This is a genomic window from Zhongshania aliphaticivorans, assembly GCF_902705875.1.
Lineage (GTDB): Bacteria > Pseudomonadota > Gammaproteobacteria > Pseudomonadales > Spongiibacteraceae > Spongiibacter > Spongiibacter aliphaticivorans_A.
The window spans coordinates 297,114-313,779 of the sequence record NZ_CACSIK010000001.1 but is presented as its reverse complement, the minus strand read 5'-3'; the positions used below and the strand labels follow the sequence as shown (position 1 = coordinate 313,779).

The window sequence follows — 16,666 nt, the reverse complement described above, 5'->3', positions numbered from 1 at the left end:
TGCGCTAAGAAAGCGCCCTCTCAAACGGCAACACCTGAACCACGACATCATCGCCGTTCGGATTAAATGCATATAAGGCCGCTTCACAGTCTACGTAGTCGACCATGCCGATATCTAAATAGCCGCCCTGACCGGCAGCTATACTTGCTGCACCAAGATAAACGCCGCCGGCCTCGTCGCTTTTTATAGAGAGGCGCAAAGTCCTAGACGTACTAGCACCCGCTGCTGCAATTAAAATTTGATTGCTACCCGCTGGTACCGTCACTTCACCGATATTAGTAACCGAGTTTGCGCCTTGAATAATGCTAGTGGTATTGACGTTTACCGACTGGCTCCCGACCCTAATCTCTTCATTTGTCGCTTCAATTTCGTAATCTACTGCTACGCCATTTGCGTTATTTATCTGAATATCCAAGTTTTCAACGGTCGTGCTGAATTGATAGCTGTCATTTTCTTTAAGGCGAATAACACCGATCCCATTGGCGCTAATATCAATTGGCAACGTGGCCGACCGGATAAGAATAAACCGGCCCTGTATTGAGAATTTTTTAGATGCTCCCGCTGGCTGCGCATTGTTACCAAATAGCATTTTTTACCCCTTGTACACGTAGACGAGTGCAACCAGCACGACGCCGACGATTAACGCAATCGCGATTAATTTTGCTGTTTGTTCGTCGCCAAGTTTTAGCGACTCGGCCAGATTTTTAACCGCGTCAACTTGGTCATTGAGAATATTTCTAGTGGTATTTAAAACCGAACCTTGAGAGGCCGCGCTTCTCGCGCCCGCCTTGTCTGCCGCATCTAATGCCGCTGATGTCACGTTTTCATTTGCACGCAATGCTTGAGCAATTGCGCCATGATCCGTCACATTTAAATAATTATTACTACCTTCAATTCCTACAGTGGAATTAACCGCCACCGCAGAATCACGCGCCGCCGCGCCCTTGGTCGCTAATACCGCTTCGTCATTCAGCGCAGCATTAAGCGTTTCCGTTAACGTGTTACTCGTGCTACTGGTTGATGACTTCGACTTGCTGCCCATGCTAAACCCTTATCTGAAAAACATATTCGCGCAGCTCTGCACCCAATGGCGCCAATAATCTGCCTAACGCTGGACGCTCAGTATGAAACCGGATTGTTTTACAGCCTGACTTTTTAGCCGCCTGCACAATCACTTCACCGGCTCTTACTGCACCTTTACCGGCCATACACACCACCACAAGCTCTGAATCTTCACGCCGCGTTATGACGGCGGCTTGCCCTATTTCCCAGCATTGAGCAAAGCCCTTTTCCACTTCTTCGCGGATGATGTCGCGGTCATTGCCGAAGGCCGAAGACAACACACTGTCAACAGCACAGAACGGCACCCGCCGAACCATCAGCCCCAAATCAGCCACGCGACGAAAGCGACCAAGCCAATCAGCGCCACCCAAATGACCTGGCTTTCACTGCCGATATTTAAGCCGCCGATTTCCTGATTAAAACCAATTTGACTATCGCCACTTGTGGCCGACGCACTTGACGAGGCCGACAAACCGCCGCCACCCGTCAAGCTACCTAGACCACCTAATGCCGATACTGGATCGCCTGCCATAATTAACCCGCCAACGCTTTATAAGCGAAAAAGAACGCCATCAGCGTAAAGATAATTAACGCCATACGTAGCACGTTAGTTACACCATCAGACGAAAAGAAACCCAACACCCAACCAGCAAGACCAATCGCGGGATAGATTAGCAAGGGCATTAGAATGCCCTCGCCACTAGCACCGCCAAGACAATCAACACAATCAATGCGGCAATCATCATCGGCCAATATTGCGCGACATAGCCGCCAACATCGCCGCCAGCGATGTACGGCTGTCCTGTAGGCTGCAAACCTGTCTGCAAATACTCAGACGTTGAAGGATTCGCGCTGGCGTTTTCTTTGGTGATTTTCTCGTTCTTCACGACTTCAAGCGCCAAATCAGCCGCCTTTTTGCCGTACTCCCCGAAGAAATCACCCAAGCCACTAAGCCAGCTCGAATCGTCACCCACTACCTGCTCTGCCATGACAGACCCCTAATTAATTAACCGCTTCCACAGTTTCAAACAGCACATCAAAATCACCGGCACTAGATACAGTTGGGTTAATCTCGAAATTCTTACCCGCTGCCGTTTGTAACATGTCCGAAATGGCAAAGTGATACATCAGTGGATCAAAGTGATACCAACCCGATTGAGGTGATAACTGCTGACGAGCCAAGAGATAATCTTGCAACACCTTGTCACGCTCAAAACGAATAATATCGTCACGGATAATTTCTAAATCAGTGACCGGCCCGTTAAGGTGCAAACGACGAATACGAGGCCCACGCGGAAAGTTCCGGTATTTATTTTTACCGGTAGCACCAACAGGTATTAACTCTTTGTACATACGAGGCAAAAGCACACGCGCCGGCTGAGCAACGCCCATCACCGCATCAGCTTGCATAGTCGGCACAAGGCTACCTGAAATCTGACCAGCAGTAGCCGCAGCGGTACGCACCTCAAGCACCAAGTTATCACCGGCAACCGTTACCAGACCGGAAAGGTCTTGGCCTTCCTGCGATTTGTTGGTGAAGTCGGCAAGCGGAATGACGAAAAAGCTAGTTGGCTGCGTATAACCTTCGGCTGCATGCTTATAGTCTTCCACCATCCGCAAATCTTCGCCGGTCACATCATAAATAGCATCACCGTTCAGGGTTAACGTCACACGCGGAAGCTGATCATTATTCAGATTCGTGCGTAAATGGATTTCTTTGTAAGTCGGACCTACATCCATATTCAACGTGAAACGACTGGAAAAACCGCCGCCGTTAAAGCTGGATAGTTCCTTTGGAATATCGCGCATTTTTTGGTCTCCGGTTAACCGATCACGTTTTCAACAGCATCAACATTGTTTGATGCCCAGACGACAACTGCGGCAACCACAGCGGCCACAATTGCAAAATAAATTAAATCTTGTGTATCTGGCATGACTGCCCCCTATCAATGAATTTAAAAATCGCTTTTTGTTTGAATGCGATGGCAGAACCCTGCATTTGTTTGCAGAAGCCTGCAATGAGCTTTCCAAAAACGGGAGCGAACTTTTCCAAAAAACGGGGATTGCAGACGAAAAAAAAACCGCCCTTGGGCGGCTATCGATAAACGACGTTTTCAAACATTCCAATTCCAGAAGGCACCAATTCTTTTCCTGTTAAGTCCCTAAACCGAGGCCCACCCCTAGGCCATGATTTACGGGTTCTCGACTTCATAAAATCGACACTACCGCGAGTCACCACGCCTTTATCACTTGTCCACTGCAAAAATTTAAGCGGTTCACTAGGGATATTCTCGGTATCAATATCCAGCATTTCCCCTATATATTTCCGATCCTTTTGGGTAGTGTGCTTAGCGATATGAACATAAGTCGCATTGCTCAAAATCGATTTATCAACCTCCTGACCACGTTGGACAGTCCCGACAATGATCGGCCCCTCAGCCAAACCCTGCGACACCAACACACCCCATTTACCGGACGCTTTTCCGCTATTGGTCACATTCGCCAGCTCTTCACAAACAATCACCGCCATTTTTTGCCGGTTCCACTGCTTAGCCACTTGGCAAAAAAATTGAAAATCGTTTTTCTCAATAGCCACAAATGCAATTTTTGCATCACCCTTGGATGACGCCAGCGCCGATATTAATTGCGCTTGTGTATGACAAGCCTTAAAACCCAGCTCTCGCACATACTCGCCTTTTGGATCAAACGCGACAATTCGCCCGACCCGCTCTATCAGTGATTTCAAATACACCGACTTACCCGAACGAGAAACCCCGATCAGGATAGCCAGCACGCCATCAGGCCGGTTCAACATCGCCAGCCTCCACATCTTCCGGTGTCACGTCTTTGGCCTTTTTGGCCTTGCTCGCTTCACGCACTGCCGCGATGAACATCAACGTCGCGCCAATTGCGGCCAGTTCTTCCCGAAACACTGCCAGAAACTCAAACACACCGCCCCGATAATGCTTAACAATTAACGCGGCCCATGCCTTTGACGTATCCTCATATTTTTCCGGATTAATATCCAAACCGCTAATAGTGGACACGGCAAATTGCAGACCCGCAGATATTGCCATCTGCGCTGCCGCTATTTTCTCCGCCTCGCTTGCTGGATCAGGCCCAGTACTGGCCCCCTCACCACCAACCGTAGAACCCTGAAAATCGACGCCCTCAACATCATCAAAATTCAAGCCCCACTCAGCGCCAATTTTTTGCCATTCTTCCGAATCTGACGCCTCGATATTTTCCGGCTCTTCCGTTTCGTGTTTTTCCAAAACATCACCTGTCATACGGCCCCCTTAGCCACTCTGCGCAATTCTCTGCGCTGGCGACTCCGCTCAAAATAACTCGCTTTTTTTGGGGCTTTTTCCAAAGCCGGTTTTTTGGGAATTACCGGCGCTTTCACTTCCGGTTTAACGTGCTCCGGCTCCGGCTCTTCAATAGCGATTTTTTCGGGAATAACCTCACCGCCGCCCAAAAATTCACCGGCCTTTTCTGGCTGCTCTTTCCGCCACCGCGCCTTTATTTTTTCCTGACCAGACTTGCTCTGATATTTGAAAATGCCACAGGCACAATCTAAATAGATGAATTTGCGCTTATCGGCCTTTACAGCGCACGACTCGCCACACTCAGGACAGCCCACTTCTCCGACATGCTCAGCCATGACCAACGCCCTCTACATTCAATTTAATAAATCCGGCGATAATTTCATCGCTCAGCGCCTCAATTTTTTGAGACTGCCCAAACGCGGCTTTTAAAGCCGGTAATTTAGGAAGAATCCCCACTACCGCCGCTGGATTACTGCCAATTTTTTGCGGATCAATATCCGAAAATTCCCGCAAAACCGCATTGCGCTGACGCTGCAAAAGCCCGCGCTCGCGTATTTTTTCCTGAATCTCTTTTTTATTCACGACTGCACCCCCGTTTTATAAACCGCGTCAAAATCTGCCGCGCTCATTTCCCATTTAGCACCATAGGAATTTTTCACAACCACATCACCGGCCTCTATCATGCGGCCCCAATACATCGTTTTACCGCCGGTATTGTTAACCCAATAATCGACAATCTCGCGAGGCGCTGCCGGTTTTCTTACTGCTTTTGATGACTGCATTTTTCTAATCTCCGATCAGTTTATTAATTGACCATGCCAAGCGATTGCGCCAAGTCCACGGACGATTTACCCACTCTTTAAATTTTAAAAACTCTCTAACATGGAAATCATGCAGCACCGGGAACGGCTCGCTATCCTCAAATAGCGGCCCGTAAATCGTTCGGTCAGTAGTTGTCGTTCTTACTGACGATTTAGAACCCATAAATCACCTCTTAAAATTTATCGACATCCGTAACGATTTCAAAACTGGCACCTGCTGCCGATCGGCAAACCGAACCCCATTTAGCACGGTGCCGGTACACCCGCTGGCGACATGCATCACTGCAAAATATTCGATTTGTTCTCACCCGCCCCAACTGCTTTAAACACCCTTTGCAAATTTTGCTCATATCGAAACCCGTACAGTTATTGACACAAGTCCAAGTGCTACGCGCTAACCATCGCGTAAAACTCATAATCGTTAGCGGCTTGCCTAAATTCCAAATCAGACAGAACCGGAATGCGCCGCAAAGCCCTGCGCCAATAGTGCTGACGCTTAAATTCTGCGAACCATTGCGTATCTGGCCGTTCACCGTCGCGGTATTGCTCGCCCATTGGCTTTTCTGGCAACCAAGCAACCGCCGCCTCTGGCCAATGATGCCCAGCACGCGCCCACGCCATAAAATCGCGGAATGCGTCTTTTCCCTTAAGTAATACTTGATACTTGCTCGCCACTATCGGCAGTTCTGCGATCCGCTGCCGTACCCGCTGCAATCTATGGCCCAGTGAATAGCGTTTTTTGGTGCCTTTCGGCGCTTCGTCCATGCGCTGCTTTAATGCCCTGCGCTTGTTGTAAAGCTCGCCATATTTAACGGTTAGGTGGTCGTGAACGTCTGCAATTAGCCGCCCCATTATGTGTAGCTGTTTTTCTGCCAGTGTCGCCCAGTCTGGCGCCCTGGCCGCTGCGCTGATCCCGTACCGATTACCTCGGATTGTGCCTTGATCGTTTTTGCCCTGCGCTTTGCACAGATAACCCGCCGCTTTCATCATGTACGACGCTGCCGCCTCGCTGTCTTTGATTTTTTCGATATGCGCCACACCTTGGCCCCACAATGACTCGATACGCTTTGCCCACGCGGGAAATAGGGCATATTTAACGCGCCAATTTATTAATACGTGAACGTGTGGATTTATTTCGCCCTTGTCGTTATCGGGTGCCTCGGCCACCCACACATACAACAAATCGCGCTTTTGTGCCGGTTCGCCCTGTGGGAATCCATCGCGATCAGCGCAAAACATTTTGCGGCCATTAACGTCAAACTCTGCCACCCAACCGCGCCGCCACATTTTTTGCAGGCCATCCATAAACCGCGATACTTCTTTTTGAATGCTGGTTTCACCGGCTGCGATTGCTGCGCGGCTCTCGGTGTCAAAGGTCAACGTGAAAAACGTCCGGTAGCCGCCCTTTTTCAATGCGACATAGCTGCACGACTCCGCAACCTTACGCGCCGCCCTTGGTGTTAGGTTCTCGCTGATACGCGGCCCGCACTGTTCGGGGGGCTTAGTGCCTGCCGTTGTCTCGACTCTGGTTGAAATACGGTATTCGTCTGACCAATCTCTAAACTGAATCACGGTATACGCGGCAATCTGGCCCTCTGGTGTCGCCTTCACATCGTCAAACGTATGACCGGCCCACTGGCCACCTTTCACTTGCTTGACGCTGATCCCGTCAACCTCGACAAAACCACGCGGCCCACCGCTCAAAGCGCCGAAATTAGCCGGTTTGGTCGCTGTCGGACATTTGGAACCCTTGACTAGCCTATGCCGTTTCGCTTCGCTCAACGGCTCCCGCGCATCGGCTTGCACCTCTGCCAGCGTCATATAATCGGGAAACAAAAAAGCCGGATTCGTAGAACCGGCATAAGGTGGGATTGTTGATAAATCTAGTAAAGGCGACCTCATTGGCGCGCCTTTTTCGGCTTAGGGTAAACCGGCAATAATTGCGGCGAGGCCATCACGCCGCCACCTCCCTATCATCTTCATACGGGAAATTATGCGCCTCGCAAAACTCAATCATTTCCTGCGCTGTACTAAAAGCAATAGACAAACTCAGATCACCTATATCCAAATCTAAATAAGCTACCGGCCCCTTTATTTCTGGGTTTGGATGCGTACTTATGCGCGAATATCTAACCTCTATTTTCTCGCCATTAGTTCTAGCAGTAACATTGACCATCACGAAGCCCTCCGCAACATTGGACGCTTAGCGTCTTCTTGAGATTGACGCTGGCATTCCTGCCCCAGCGCGGTTAATAAAATCCCGTGGCCGTTACAATCTGGACACGGCAAGAACACGCCGCCTTCACAAATCACTTCACCATCGCCGCGAATGTATCGACGCTGGCACCGGATAAACCCCGTACCGCGTGACTGATCCTTTCCTGCACAGGTTAAGCAGCAAACGAAGTGGTGCGGCGACAAAGGCAACGGCGACACCCGCGCCCTGTCAATCTGGTCTTTGGTTTTAAAATTGGTTTGCTCGTGATTTTTGAAAATAGCTGCCGTGGTGCGGTCTTGGTCTTTGTAGCTGGCTCTTAGTGGCTCGTACATGGTTCAGCCCCCGTTAACGCTTTTGCGCGCACTATAGGATTCTATTTCGTCGGCTTGCTTCTCAGCCATGCGCTGGAGGTAAACCATATTCACATAACGCTTACCGCGCTTGCCGGCTTCGGTGAAATTCATCGTTGGCAAAACGCCAGAATCCACCATGTTTGAAACTGCCGCCTCTGACATTCCCCACTGTCGCGCCAGCTCTTTTACTGGAAGCATGGGAGGTAAATTTTCTGACGCCATGATAGGATTCTCCGTTGGCTTGCTTAGATATGCTTTAAATTGCCTAACAAGTACAATTGCACTTAATGAAGCAAAGATTAAGTGCAATTGGACTTAACGTCAATGGAGTTTCAATTGAATTTTTCTATCGAAATGACGCTTCGCGATAAGTTAAAACTATTGCGGAAAGCGGAAGGGCTTAGCCAACAAGAACTTTGCGACCTTGTCGACGTTCCTCAATCGACACTAGCCAAGATCGAAAATGGCCGCAATAAGTCCACCAGTGTCGACTTTCTTAATAAAATCAGCTCTCACCCTCGCCTTGTAAAATATGCAATTTGGTTGATGTTTGACCAGATAACCGAGGCTCAAGCACTGGACGCCCTCGAATTTCTAAAGAGCTTGCCTGAATACGTCGAACCGCCAGAAGGCGATTAAGGTCTGTTTGATGGCTCCACAGCAGGAGCAGCGCTTTTTTGTTTTTCATACTGTATGAATATACATGTAATTTTTAGTCTGGCAAATGAGAGTGCACATGCCAAAAAAAACCGAAAAAGGCTGGCTAGTAGACATGCGACCAGACGGGCGCGACGGCAGACGAGTGCGCCGAACCTTTGAGACTAAAGCCGAAGCCCTGCGCTTTAAAGCCTTCACCAAGGCCCAAGCCGACAAAGGCGAATGGAACCCGACGCCTGCCGACACCCGCCGACTCTCTGAACTCTGCCAACTTTGGTTTGATCACCATGGCAACCACTTAACGGATGGGGTTCGCCGCCTAAGTATTTTGAACCTGATCACCTCGGCTATGAATAACCCCATCGCAAGCCAAATAAAGCCCGATCATTATTTACGCTATAGGGCAAAAAAAGAGGCCCAGCCAAAAACCCACAATAACGAACTAGGCTACCTAAACTCTGTTTTTAATGAGCTGCACCGGCTGAATCATATCGACTATCCAAACCCATTAGCTGCAGTTAAACCCATAAAGCTATCTGAAAATGAACTTGCGTTTTTGACCGGCCAACAAATAACGGAATTGCTCGACTCTATACGCGCCAAGTCCGATAACAAGCACGTTTTATTAATCACAAAAATCTGTCTTTCTACTGGGTGCCGTTGGGGCGAAGCCGAAAGCCTACACCGCCGACAACTGCAAAGCGGAAAACTGACGTTCACTGATACAAAATCAAAGCGTAATAGATCGGTTCCGATATCGGCTGAACTAGAACGGGAAATAATCGCACATGGTAAAGGCCAGCTTTTCAGCAGCTCGCTAACATCGTTTAGACGTGCACTGGCACGAACCACAATAGAACTACCCAAGGGCCAAGCTGCCCACGTATTGCGTCACACCTTCGCATCACACTTTATGATGAATGGCGGCGATATCATCAGCCTTCAACGAATTTTAGGACACGCCAGTATTACAATGACCATGCGCTATGCTCACCTGTCACCGAGTCACCTAGCCGAAGCCGTAAAGCTAAACCCCCTGACAACACCCGCCGCATAGCGTCCACAAATTGACCACAATAGACACGCTTTAGCATGCTTTACGATGCCTGTTGTGAATTGTAAGTGTTTGATTTTGTTGTAAGTGCTTGATTTATAAGATGCGGCATTAGGGTTCAATTCCCGCCGGCTCCACCAAAATAACTTCCGAGAGATACCACGGAAGGCCTAGAACCCCAGTAAATCTGGGGTTTTTTGTGCCTGAATGGTCTATACGGTTCTGGGGGCATCTATTGAAACCCGGTAACAAGTGGGGGCACATACAGCCCTCATCGGATGATACTCGGCTTTCGCCTCGACAACTGCGGGTATCTAAAAGCCCAGAAGCTTCGCTCCATTGGCCACGATCAATAAACGGCTCGTGCGCACCTTCTTGCCATGCGCCACCGCAAAAAATCTCTCCCTAATAGACTCGATTCTTCAACAGCGTATAAATCGCATTGCGATTAAAAGCCTTACTAGTTTTAAGCTTTCCGGTTCAAGTACGCCAACGCTTAGTCTTCACATCTCTCACATACAAATCATTAAGAATCGCATTGATCGATTCATTGCTGGTGTATCTAGTGAAATTTCCTGCACTATTGTCGAATCCACTTGATCAACCACCAAACGATCACCCTTAACAACGTAAGCTAACGGGCATGAAGTCCCTTGTCAGCAGCCAAGCTTCTGGTGAACCGGTCCAGCCGATGCACAACCACGACAGAAGTCATTAAGAAGCGAACGAAAACCAGCCTACCGTATATGACTACCGGGCTACCCTCTATCCTCATAGGTGGTATCGACCACCCCCACCTTTTACTGACCTGAACCCCGATAAATTCTGCGCAAGCCATAAATTGGACGTTCACAGATTCAAAAGGATCGCTATTATCTTTTTCTAAGGACGAATGGGAGTTAGATTGCACAGCGTTTAATCTGGAGCTGAGATGAGTTGTCTACGCCACGAAGATCATATATGGCAATAATTTACGCTTGAAGCAAACGACGCAGAAGAAGAGATTGCATATCGCGGCGGCCATCAGCGATCACCATCACATAAACATGCTTACCAATAATTCGATAAATAATACGGTAGGGCTTGAAATAGAGCTCGCGATACTCTCGCAGGCCGACAGCGAGCAATTCATTTGGGTAAGTTCCGCGCTCTGGATTATTGGCTAGGCTTGAAAACGCCTCCTCGATTTTGTCGAGAACGTAATCAGCTTTTTCGGGCGCATCATGAGATTCGATATAGTCGTATAAATTTTCAAGATCGAAAGCAGCATCGTCAGTGAGAGATACCTGATAACTCATTAGCGATTCTTGCTCCGGCTACGAAGTTTGGCAACAACATCACCCGCAGGCTGAACTTTCCCTTCGTCGATCTGACGCTGACCCAGTGCCAACATCTTAAGCAGCGCCATAGTCTCTTGTGTTTGCTCATAGCTTTTGATGTCCTGCATTACAGCCTTAGCCTCACCGTTTTGAGTGATCACCAAGGGCTCCATTTGAGTCGACAGGTTACGTACGACTTCTGCAGCATGAGCCTTCAAATAGCTAATAGGTTTAATTTGGTCTGATAATTTCATAAGTACCTCTCATTAGGACTAAATATAGTCCGAAAACAGGTCGTCAGTCAATTTAAAAGGTCCTTTGATACTTTCCCTCGAACGACTTTTCATATTGATAATTGCCACCAAAAAACTCCAACAGATCGACTTTGTTGGTTTTTTTTACATTAAAAACAAATAACACGCCTCGCTGACCATATTTTGACTACAGGCTCTCGCCAAAGCTATCAACATTTTGCAGTACTTGCCTCGCTATCAGCCAATGAAGCCTTTCTTATAATTCTGGGAAAAGTATCCAAACTAGCCGCTACTTGGCACATACGATCAAACAGCTTGCCCTCTAGGTAACTTTATCTTCGACGCTTTTAGAGCCCGACGAAATACACTATGAGATAGTGAAAAAATTGGTATTTATCTAAATGCCAAAATACCTCTCAATGCGATTGATCAGATGCCGAAACACTCCGATTTTTTACCACTTTTTGTACTAATGAATGACACCTGTTTCAAAACGGGTAACGCTCTCTTTTTTAAGAAGATGCGTCAGATCAGACTTGGACTTCCACAATTTAGGGTATCGAGTAGATCGCTATGAATTTGGTAGCAATACCCTGATATCAGAAGACCTATTTTTGGTCGATTGCAAAGGCTGGTCACTGCACCGGCCTTGATCTTTAAAAATTGAAAGTTACCGGCAATCTTTGTAGTAGCGCTCTGAGATATCACGCTTTCGCTTATGGTAATAATTACTCTCACGCACGTTATAACCTTTACGCATTGCTTCTTGAATTCTCTCTAAAGTTTCCAGATAACCTTTACATGGGTAAGTATCATCTCGAGAGCGCCCAATCCCAGCCCGTTTTATTAGTGTTGCTTGAGGCCCACTCGATTTAACTTTTTTAGGTTGGCTGTATTTCTGTGGTTTAACAGGCTCAGCCGTATGAACATAGGGTAAATCGAATTCGGTACGAGATTTATAGGGTGTTCCATCTGGCGGTTTTACGTCAGAGTATTGAACACGGCCATCTGCATCGGTCCACTGATAGACCTCTGCAGATAACGCCGAAGTGAAACCGCCAACCACCAGAACAAGTAGCAAGCTGATAAACCGCATATTTCTTCCTTGATAACTTAGATAGCATTACGGTTGTGAAGAATTGTCCAACCGCTCAGCCAACCAAACCTTGATAATAGATTGGCGAGTCACGCCTAAACGGGCCGCCTCCATATCCAAAGAATTAATCATCCACTCTGGAAAATCCACATTCACGCGACGTGACGCCTGATTAGTACGTTTCGCCGTAGACAAATCGAGATCATCTAAAATATCTGTCTCGTTGTCATCAAATTTTTTGTCAAAGCTGTTAGCCTTCATATAGTGCCACCCCCGCCTGCCGTGATCGTCGCACAGAAATAATCCGGACCCGCGAATCACGATAGGTAATAACTGCCGACCAGTACTTACCTTGTATTTTACCTACGACCACAAAACGCGATCCATCATCTGAGCGAGCAGCCACACAAGTAAATTAAAATCGCTGCACAAAATCGATTCCATGCCTTGCCAAATTAGCGAGACGTTTATCTTGATTAAACTCTATCATGGTATATAAATTATACCTTTATTACTCAACCGACAAATAGTACCCACTTTTACGAAATGGCACCTCGAAGTTGCCAAATAAGGTCAAAGGATTAGATATGCTCTACAGACGCTGTACTCATAAAATTGATTAGACTAAACCCCCTCACCAATTAACGTTTAATGTACTTTAAGCCGGAGCAATAAAAGTCACCGTTCATTGCCTGTTAAATCACAATCTACTTTTCAGACTTAAAGCTTTTGCTGTTTCCATAGCCGGTGCGTTACATTAAGGCGAGTAAAGCTCTTCCTACAAAACGGAAGGTCACGGATACAGAGCACAATATGACATTGAGGGAACAATGGCGCCGGGCAAACAAAACCATAATAGCGGCAACTTCGCGTTCTTAAGTGAACACGATCCTATATTGATCCAGCTAGCAACAACCGCCGAGAATGCGTTTTTCAGCGACCCTAACACCACGCTCATCAAACTGCGGCAACTCGGTGAAGCCTTAGCACAGGATGTTGCCTTACGCGCGGGCGTGGACTTTGACGCCAGCACCAGCCAAGCAGACTTACTTTATCGGCTCTGCCCCGCCATCAACCTAGACCCAGATGTTCGCAAACTTTTTCATGTTCTACGCATTGAAGGCAATAAAGCCACGCACCAATTTCAAACCCAGCATAAAGAGGCCATACAAGGCCTAAAAGTGGGTAAAGAGCTCGCCGTTTGGTACCACAGAGCCTTTGGCAAACAAGAAACCGCCTTTAAGGCTGGTCCTTTCTTGCCACCACCAGATCCAAGTCAAAAACTGCGAGACCTGCAAACACAAATCGACCAGCTCAATGCCGAACACAGCGCGCAGGCAGACCAACAAAACATTGACCAGCAGCGTGACGATCTACTTGAACAAGAAAAAGTAGAGTACCAGCAGCTCGCCGAATTAATGGATCAAGAGGCCCAGCAGTTCAGGCAACAAGCGGAAGATGCCGAGCAGGCGCTTTCAACTCAAAGATCACAGTTCGAAGCGCAAATCGCTGAGCTAAAACAACAGCTTGCCGACAACCCCTCACCCATAGAGAACCAACGCCAAGCAGTACAAAACAAAACCCAGTCCGCCAGTAAAACCCTGGTCATGGACGAAGAACTCACCCGCGTTGTCATTGACCTGTTACTCATTGATGCCGGCTGGGAAACCGACAGCCAAGAACTCAGCTATAAATCCGGCACGCGTCCAGAAAAAGGCAAAAACAAAGCCATTGCCGAATGGCCCACCGTCACCGGCCCCGCAGACTATATTTTATTCGCCGGACTCACCCCCATTGCCGTGGTGGAAGCCAAGCGCGAAAACAAAAATGTGGCAGGTATGATCCCCCAAGCCGAGCGCTACGCAAAAGGCTTTACGCCCAATGCCAATATTATTCCCGCGTGGCAACTTGCAGGTCGCACCATTGCCTGGCCCGATGAAAACACCGGCCACTACCAAATTCCCTTTGTTTACTCCTGCAATGGCCGCGACTTCATCAAGCAACTGGCCGAACAGTCCGGCACATGGTTTCGGGATGTGAGAGAAACCAGCAATCTCAGCCGCGCCCTGCAAAGCTTTCACAGTCCCGCAGGCTTGTTAGACCTTCTCGCCCGCGACAAACACAAAGCCGAACAAGAGCTACAAAATGAAGGCTTCGGCTATTTACGCCTGCGCGACTACCAAGAGAAAGCCATCGTTGAAGTGGAGTCAGCGCTAGAGCACGAACAACGCGAATGCCTGCTCGCCATGGCCACCGGTACCGGTAAAACCCGCACCATCATTAGCCTCATGTACCGCTTTCTCAAAGCCGAGCGCTTTAAGCGTATTTTGTTTTTGGTAGACCGCAGCGCACTAGGCCAACAAGCTATAGACGCCTTCAATGAAGCGCCATTGGAACAAAACCAGCCACTCAGCAAAATTTACAATATCAAAGAACTGGGCGATATGGCCGCCGAAGCCGAAACCCGCATCCAAGTCGCCACCGTGCAAGCCATGGTGAAACGGATTTTTAGCAGCGACAATCCACCGCCGGTAGATCAGTTTGATTGCATCATCATCGACGAAGCGCATCGGGGCTACACCCTCGACCAAGAAATGACCGATGGCGAAATGGCCCTGCGCGATACCCGCCAATACCTGTCCAGCTACCGCCGCGTACTAGACTATTTTGATGCCATTAAAGTCGGCCTCACCGCCACCCCCGCCAAACACACCAGCGACATTTTTGGCAAACCGGTCTACACCTACTCTTACCGCGAAGCAGTAGCCGACGACTGGCTAATTGATCACGAGCCACCCATACGCTATGAAACCTTGCTCAGCCAAAACGGTATCAAGTTTGATAAAGGCGACACCATCCACGCCATTAATACCGCCACCGGCGAAGTTGAAGCCTCAGAGTTAGAAGACGACCTCGGCTTTGAAGTAGAGTCCTTCAACCGCCGCGTTATCAATGAGAATTTCAACCGGGTTATTTGCCAGCAACTCGTCCATGAGCTAGATCCCTTCGGTGATGAAAAGACTCTGATTTTCTGCGCCACCGACCTTCACGCCGACATGGTAAAACGCCTGCTCGACGAAGCCTTTGTCGACATTTACAACGGCGACTACCCCGAGGCCGCCGTTGCCAAAATTACCGGCCAAAGTGATAAAGTCAGCCAGCTAATACGCCGCTACAAAAACGAGCGCTACCCCAATATCGCCATTACCGTAGACCTACTTACCACCGGCATCGACGTACCCAAAATCGCCCACATCGTCTTTTTGCGTCGCGTGCGCTCACGTATCTTGTACGAGCAAATGGTCGGCCGCGCCACCCGCCGCTGCGACGAGATTGGCAAAACCGTGTTTCGTATTTACGACCCGGTAGGTATATACGCCGCACTAGAAGATGTCTCCACCATGAAGCCACTGGTGAAGAACCCCAATATCACCCTAGAACAACTTTGCGACGAACTCACCAACCCCGCCAAACTAGAGCAAAGCCTAAACGCACCCGGCGAAGCCCACGACACCAGCCACGCCGACACCGTATTGAGTCAGCTCGGCCAAAAAGTCATGCAAGTGCTACGCAAGGCAGAGAATAGAGCCGAGAACAATCCGCAAGTCCGTGAAAAATTAAACGAACTGCAATACAGCTGGGGCGTAGAGCCCGCCAAGCTCCACCAACACTTGCACACCCTCGGCCCCACCCAAGCCGCCGCATTTTTGCACCAACACAGCGGCTTTATCGACCAACTCGCTCAAGTCAAAGCCATTATGGGCAGCGAGCGGCTACCGATTATTTCTGAGCACGAAGACGAGCTGCTGGTGCGCGAACAAAACTACGGCCAATACGACAAACCCCAAGACTACCTAGACAGCTTCAATCAATTTGTTCGCCAGCAAATGAACGAATCAGCCGCCCTCAGCGCCGTGGTCAATAAGCCCCGCGACCTCACTCGCCAGCAACTTAAAGACATTCGCCTGCTGCTCGACAGCAAGGGCTACACCGAAGCCAGCCTGCAATCAGCGTGGCGCCAACAAACCAACCAAGACATTGCCGCCAGCATCATTGGCCATATTCGCCGCGCCGCCATAGGCGAAGCCATGATCCCCTTTGAGCAACGCGTACAACAGGCCGTGAACACCATTCTAGGCCAACAAAGCTGGACCGCCCCACAGCGTAAATGGCTAGAGCGCCTGGGCAAACAACTCACCCACGAAATCATCATCAACCGCGACACCATCAACCAACTCCCCGCGTTTCAGGGTGGCGCCAANCAGCTCGACAAAATACTCAACAACCAGCTCGACAGCGTGCTAGAGGCCATTAATGACGAACTGTGGGAAGCCTCTTAGCCCTATATGTATACAAAACCCGTTTATTTATACATATTTTCAAAACGTGTCTATTTTTAGCCGTTTTTTATACATAACACAAAAACATGTCGATTATTTTAACTTTTTTGAACACGTTTTCTTGTCATGTCGATACTATCGACAAGATAAAATAACGCCACCC

Annotated in this window: 24 protein-coding genes; 3 read left to right on the top strand and 21 right to left on the bottom strand. The window is 48.7% G+C overall.

Annotated elements, in window-relative coordinates; all coding sequences use genetic code 11:
* Nucleotides 1–4: 4 nt before the first annotated feature.
* The 16 genes from AELLOGFF_RS01495 to AELLOGFF_RS01420 form a co-directional block, all read right to left on the bottom strand.
* Complete coding sequence (locus tag AELLOGFF_RS01495) at nt 5–589, bottom strand: hypothetical protein (protein WP_159267004.1); 585 nt, start codon at nt 587–589, stop codon at nt 5–7.
* A gap of 3 nt (nt 590–592) precedes the next feature.
* Nucleotides 593–1,042, bottom strand: a complete 450-nt coding sequence (locus AELLOGFF_RS01490) for a hypothetical protein (RefSeq protein WP_159267003.1) — start codon at nt 1,040–1,042, stop codon at nt 593–595.
* A 1-nt stretch (nt 1,043) separates the two neighbouring features.
* Entirely contained in the window at nt 1,044–1,433 is a 390-nt protein-coding gene (locus AELLOGFF_RS01485) for a hypothetical protein (protein ID WP_159267002.1), read from the bottom strand.
* Nucleotides 1,379–1,594: a hypothetical protein gene (locus AELLOGFF_RS01480; protein WP_159267001.1), complete on the bottom strand. Its 216-nt coding sequence runs from the start codon at nt 1,592–1,594 to the stop codon at nt 1,379–1,381. The genes AELLOGFF_RS01485 and AELLOGFF_RS01480 overlap by 55 nt, the downstream gene beginning before the upstream one ends.
* Nucleotides 1,595–1,596: 2 nt before the next feature.
* Complete coding sequence (locus tag AELLOGFF_RS01475; protein WP_159267000.1) at nt 1,597–1,746, bottom strand: hypothetical protein; 150 nt, start codon at nt 1,744–1,746, stop codon at nt 1,597–1,599.
* Nucleotides 1,746–2,051, bottom strand: a complete 306-nt coding sequence (locus AELLOGFF_RS01470; RefSeq protein WP_159266999.1) for a hypothetical protein — start codon at nt 2,049–2,051, stop codon at nt 1,746–1,748. Before AELLOGFF_RS01470 ends, AELLOGFF_RS01475 begins: the two co-directional genes overlap by 1 nt.
* A 13-nt stretch (nt 2,052–2,064) precedes the next feature.
* Nucleotides 2,065–2,871, bottom strand: a complete 807-nt coding sequence (locus tag AELLOGFF_RS01465; protein ID WP_159266998.1) for a major capsid protein P2 — start codon at nt 2,869–2,871, stop codon at nt 2,065–2,067.
* Between the two features lie 286 nt (nt 2,872–3,157).
* On the bottom strand, nt 3,158–3,877 hold the full coding sequence (locus tag AELLOGFF_RS01460) for a hypothetical protein (protein ID WP_159266997.1): 720 nt from the start codon (nt 3,875–3,877) through the stop codon (nt 3,158–3,160).
* Nucleotides 3,861–4,352 carry a hypothetical protein gene (locus AELLOGFF_RS01455; protein ID WP_159266996.1) on the bottom strand — a complete coding sequence of 164 codons (492 nt, stop codon included), beginning with the start codon at nt 4,350–4,352 and terminating at the stop codon, nt 3,861–3,863. Before AELLOGFF_RS01455 ends, AELLOGFF_RS01460 begins: the two co-directional genes overlap by 17 nt.
* Nucleotides 4,349–4,726 (bottom strand): hypothetical protein, encoded by a 378-nt coding sequence (locus AELLOGFF_RS01450; protein ID WP_159266995.1) that lies wholly within the window; start codon nt 4,724–4,726, stop codon nt 4,349–4,351. Before AELLOGFF_RS01450 ends, AELLOGFF_RS01455 begins: the two co-directional genes overlap by 4 nt.
* Nucleotides 4,719–4,973: a hypothetical protein gene (locus tag AELLOGFF_RS01445; protein WP_159266994.1), complete on the bottom strand. Its 255-nt coding sequence runs from the start codon at nt 4,971–4,973 to the stop codon at nt 4,719–4,721. The genes AELLOGFF_RS01450 and AELLOGFF_RS01445 overlap by 8 nt, the downstream gene beginning before the upstream one ends.
* Nucleotides 4,970–5,173: a hypothetical protein gene (locus tag AELLOGFF_RS01440; protein ID WP_159266993.1), complete on the bottom strand. Its 204-nt coding sequence runs from the start codon at nt 5,171–5,173 to the stop codon at nt 4,970–4,972. The genes AELLOGFF_RS01445 and AELLOGFF_RS01440 overlap by 4 nt, the downstream gene beginning before the upstream one ends.
* Before the next feature lie 426 nt (nt 5,174–5,599).
* Nucleotides 5,600–7,114, bottom strand: coding sequence for a rolling circle replication-associated protein (locus tag AELLOGFF_RS01435; protein ID WP_159266992.1), 1,515 nt, complete (start codon nt 7,112–7,114; stop codon nt 5,600–5,602).
* A 52-nt stretch (nt 7,115–7,166) separates the two neighbouring features.
* On the bottom strand, nt 7,167–7,391 hold the full coding sequence (locus AELLOGFF_RS01430) for a hypothetical protein (RefSeq protein WP_159266991.1): 225 nt from the start codon (nt 7,389–7,391) through the stop codon (nt 7,167–7,169).
* Nucleotides 7,388–7,762: a hypothetical protein gene (locus tag AELLOGFF_RS01425; RefSeq protein ID WP_159266990.1), complete on the bottom strand. Its 375-nt coding sequence runs from the start codon at nt 7,760–7,762 to the stop codon at nt 7,388–7,390. The genes AELLOGFF_RS01430 and AELLOGFF_RS01425 overlap by 4 nt, the downstream gene beginning before the upstream one ends.
* A 3-nt stretch (nt 7,763–7,765) precedes the next feature.
* Complete coding sequence (locus tag AELLOGFF_RS01420; protein WP_159266989.1) at nt 7,766–8,005, bottom strand: hypothetical protein; 240 nt, start codon at nt 8,003–8,005, stop codon at nt 7,766–7,768.
* A 114-nt stretch (nt 8,006–8,119) separates the two neighbouring features.
* Here AELLOGFF_RS01420 and AELLOGFF_RS01415 point away from each other — a divergent pair, with 114 nt between their 5' ends.
* Together AELLOGFF_RS01415 and AELLOGFF_RS01410 are read left to right on the top strand one after the other, a co-directional pair.
* Nucleotides 8,120–8,422 carry a helix-turn-helix transcriptional regulator gene (locus AELLOGFF_RS01415; RefSeq protein ID WP_159266988.1) on the top strand — a complete coding sequence of 101 codons (303 nt, stop codon included), beginning with the start codon at nt 8,120–8,122 and terminating at the stop codon, nt 8,420–8,422.
* Nucleotides 8,423–8,519: 97 nt separating this feature from the next.
* The gene (locus tag AELLOGFF_RS01410; protein ID WP_159266987.1) at nt 8,520–9,497 is read left to right on the top strand and encodes a tyrosine-type recombinase/integrase; all 978 of its coding nucleotides are present in this window, start codon (nt 8,520–8,522) and stop codon (nt 9,495–9,497) included.
* A gap of 968 nt (nt 9,498–10,465) precedes the next feature.
* Here AELLOGFF_RS01410 and AELLOGFF_RS01405 read toward each other — a convergent pair.
* The 5 genes from AELLOGFF_RS01405 to AELLOGFF_RS18195 all read right to left on the bottom strand — a co-directional run bounded on the left by AELLOGFF_RS01405 (nt 10,466) and on the right by AELLOGFF_RS18195 (nt 12,569).
* On the bottom strand, nt 10,466–10,792 hold the full coding sequence (locus AELLOGFF_RS01405; protein ID WP_159266986.1) for a type II toxin-antitoxin system RelE/ParE family toxin: 327 nt from the start codon (nt 10,790–10,792) through the stop codon (nt 10,466–10,468).
* A complete protein-coding gene (locus AELLOGFF_RS01400) occupies nt 10,792–11,067 on the bottom strand; it encodes a type II toxin-antitoxin system Phd/YefM family antitoxin (RefSeq protein WP_159266985.1) in 276 nt (91 codons plus the stop codon). The genes AELLOGFF_RS01405 and AELLOGFF_RS01400 overlap by 1 nt, the downstream gene beginning before the upstream one ends.
* A 670-nt stretch (nt 11,068–11,737) precedes the next feature.
* On the bottom strand, nt 11,738–12,163 hold the full coding sequence (locus AELLOGFF_RS01395; protein WP_159266984.1) for a DUF4124 domain-containing protein: 426 nt from the start codon (nt 12,161–12,163) through the stop codon (nt 11,738–11,740).
* A 27-nt stretch (nt 12,164–12,190) separates the two neighbouring features.
* Nucleotides 12,191–12,424: a type II toxin-antitoxin system BrnA family antitoxin gene (gene brnA / locus AELLOGFF_RS01390; RefSeq protein ID WP_159266983.1), complete on the bottom strand. Its 234-nt coding sequence runs from the start codon at nt 12,422–12,424 to the stop codon at nt 12,191–12,193.
* Nucleotides 12,414–12,569, bottom strand: coding sequence for a BrnT family toxin (locus AELLOGFF_RS18195; RefSeq protein ID WP_419183915.1), 156 nt, complete (start codon nt 12,567–12,569; stop codon nt 12,414–12,416). Before AELLOGFF_RS18195 ends, brnA begins: the two co-directional genes overlap by 11 nt.
* A gap of 424 nt (nt 12,570–12,993) precedes the next feature.
* Between AELLOGFF_RS18195 and hsdR the strand changes: the two genes are divergently transcribed.
* Complete coding sequence (gene hsdR / locus AELLOGFF_RS01380) at nt 12,994–16,503, top strand: type I restriction-modification system endonuclease (RefSeq protein ID WP_159266982.1); 3,510 nt, start codon at nt 12,994–12,996, stop codon at nt 16,501–16,503.
* Nucleotides 16,504–16,666: the final 163 nt, after the last annotated feature.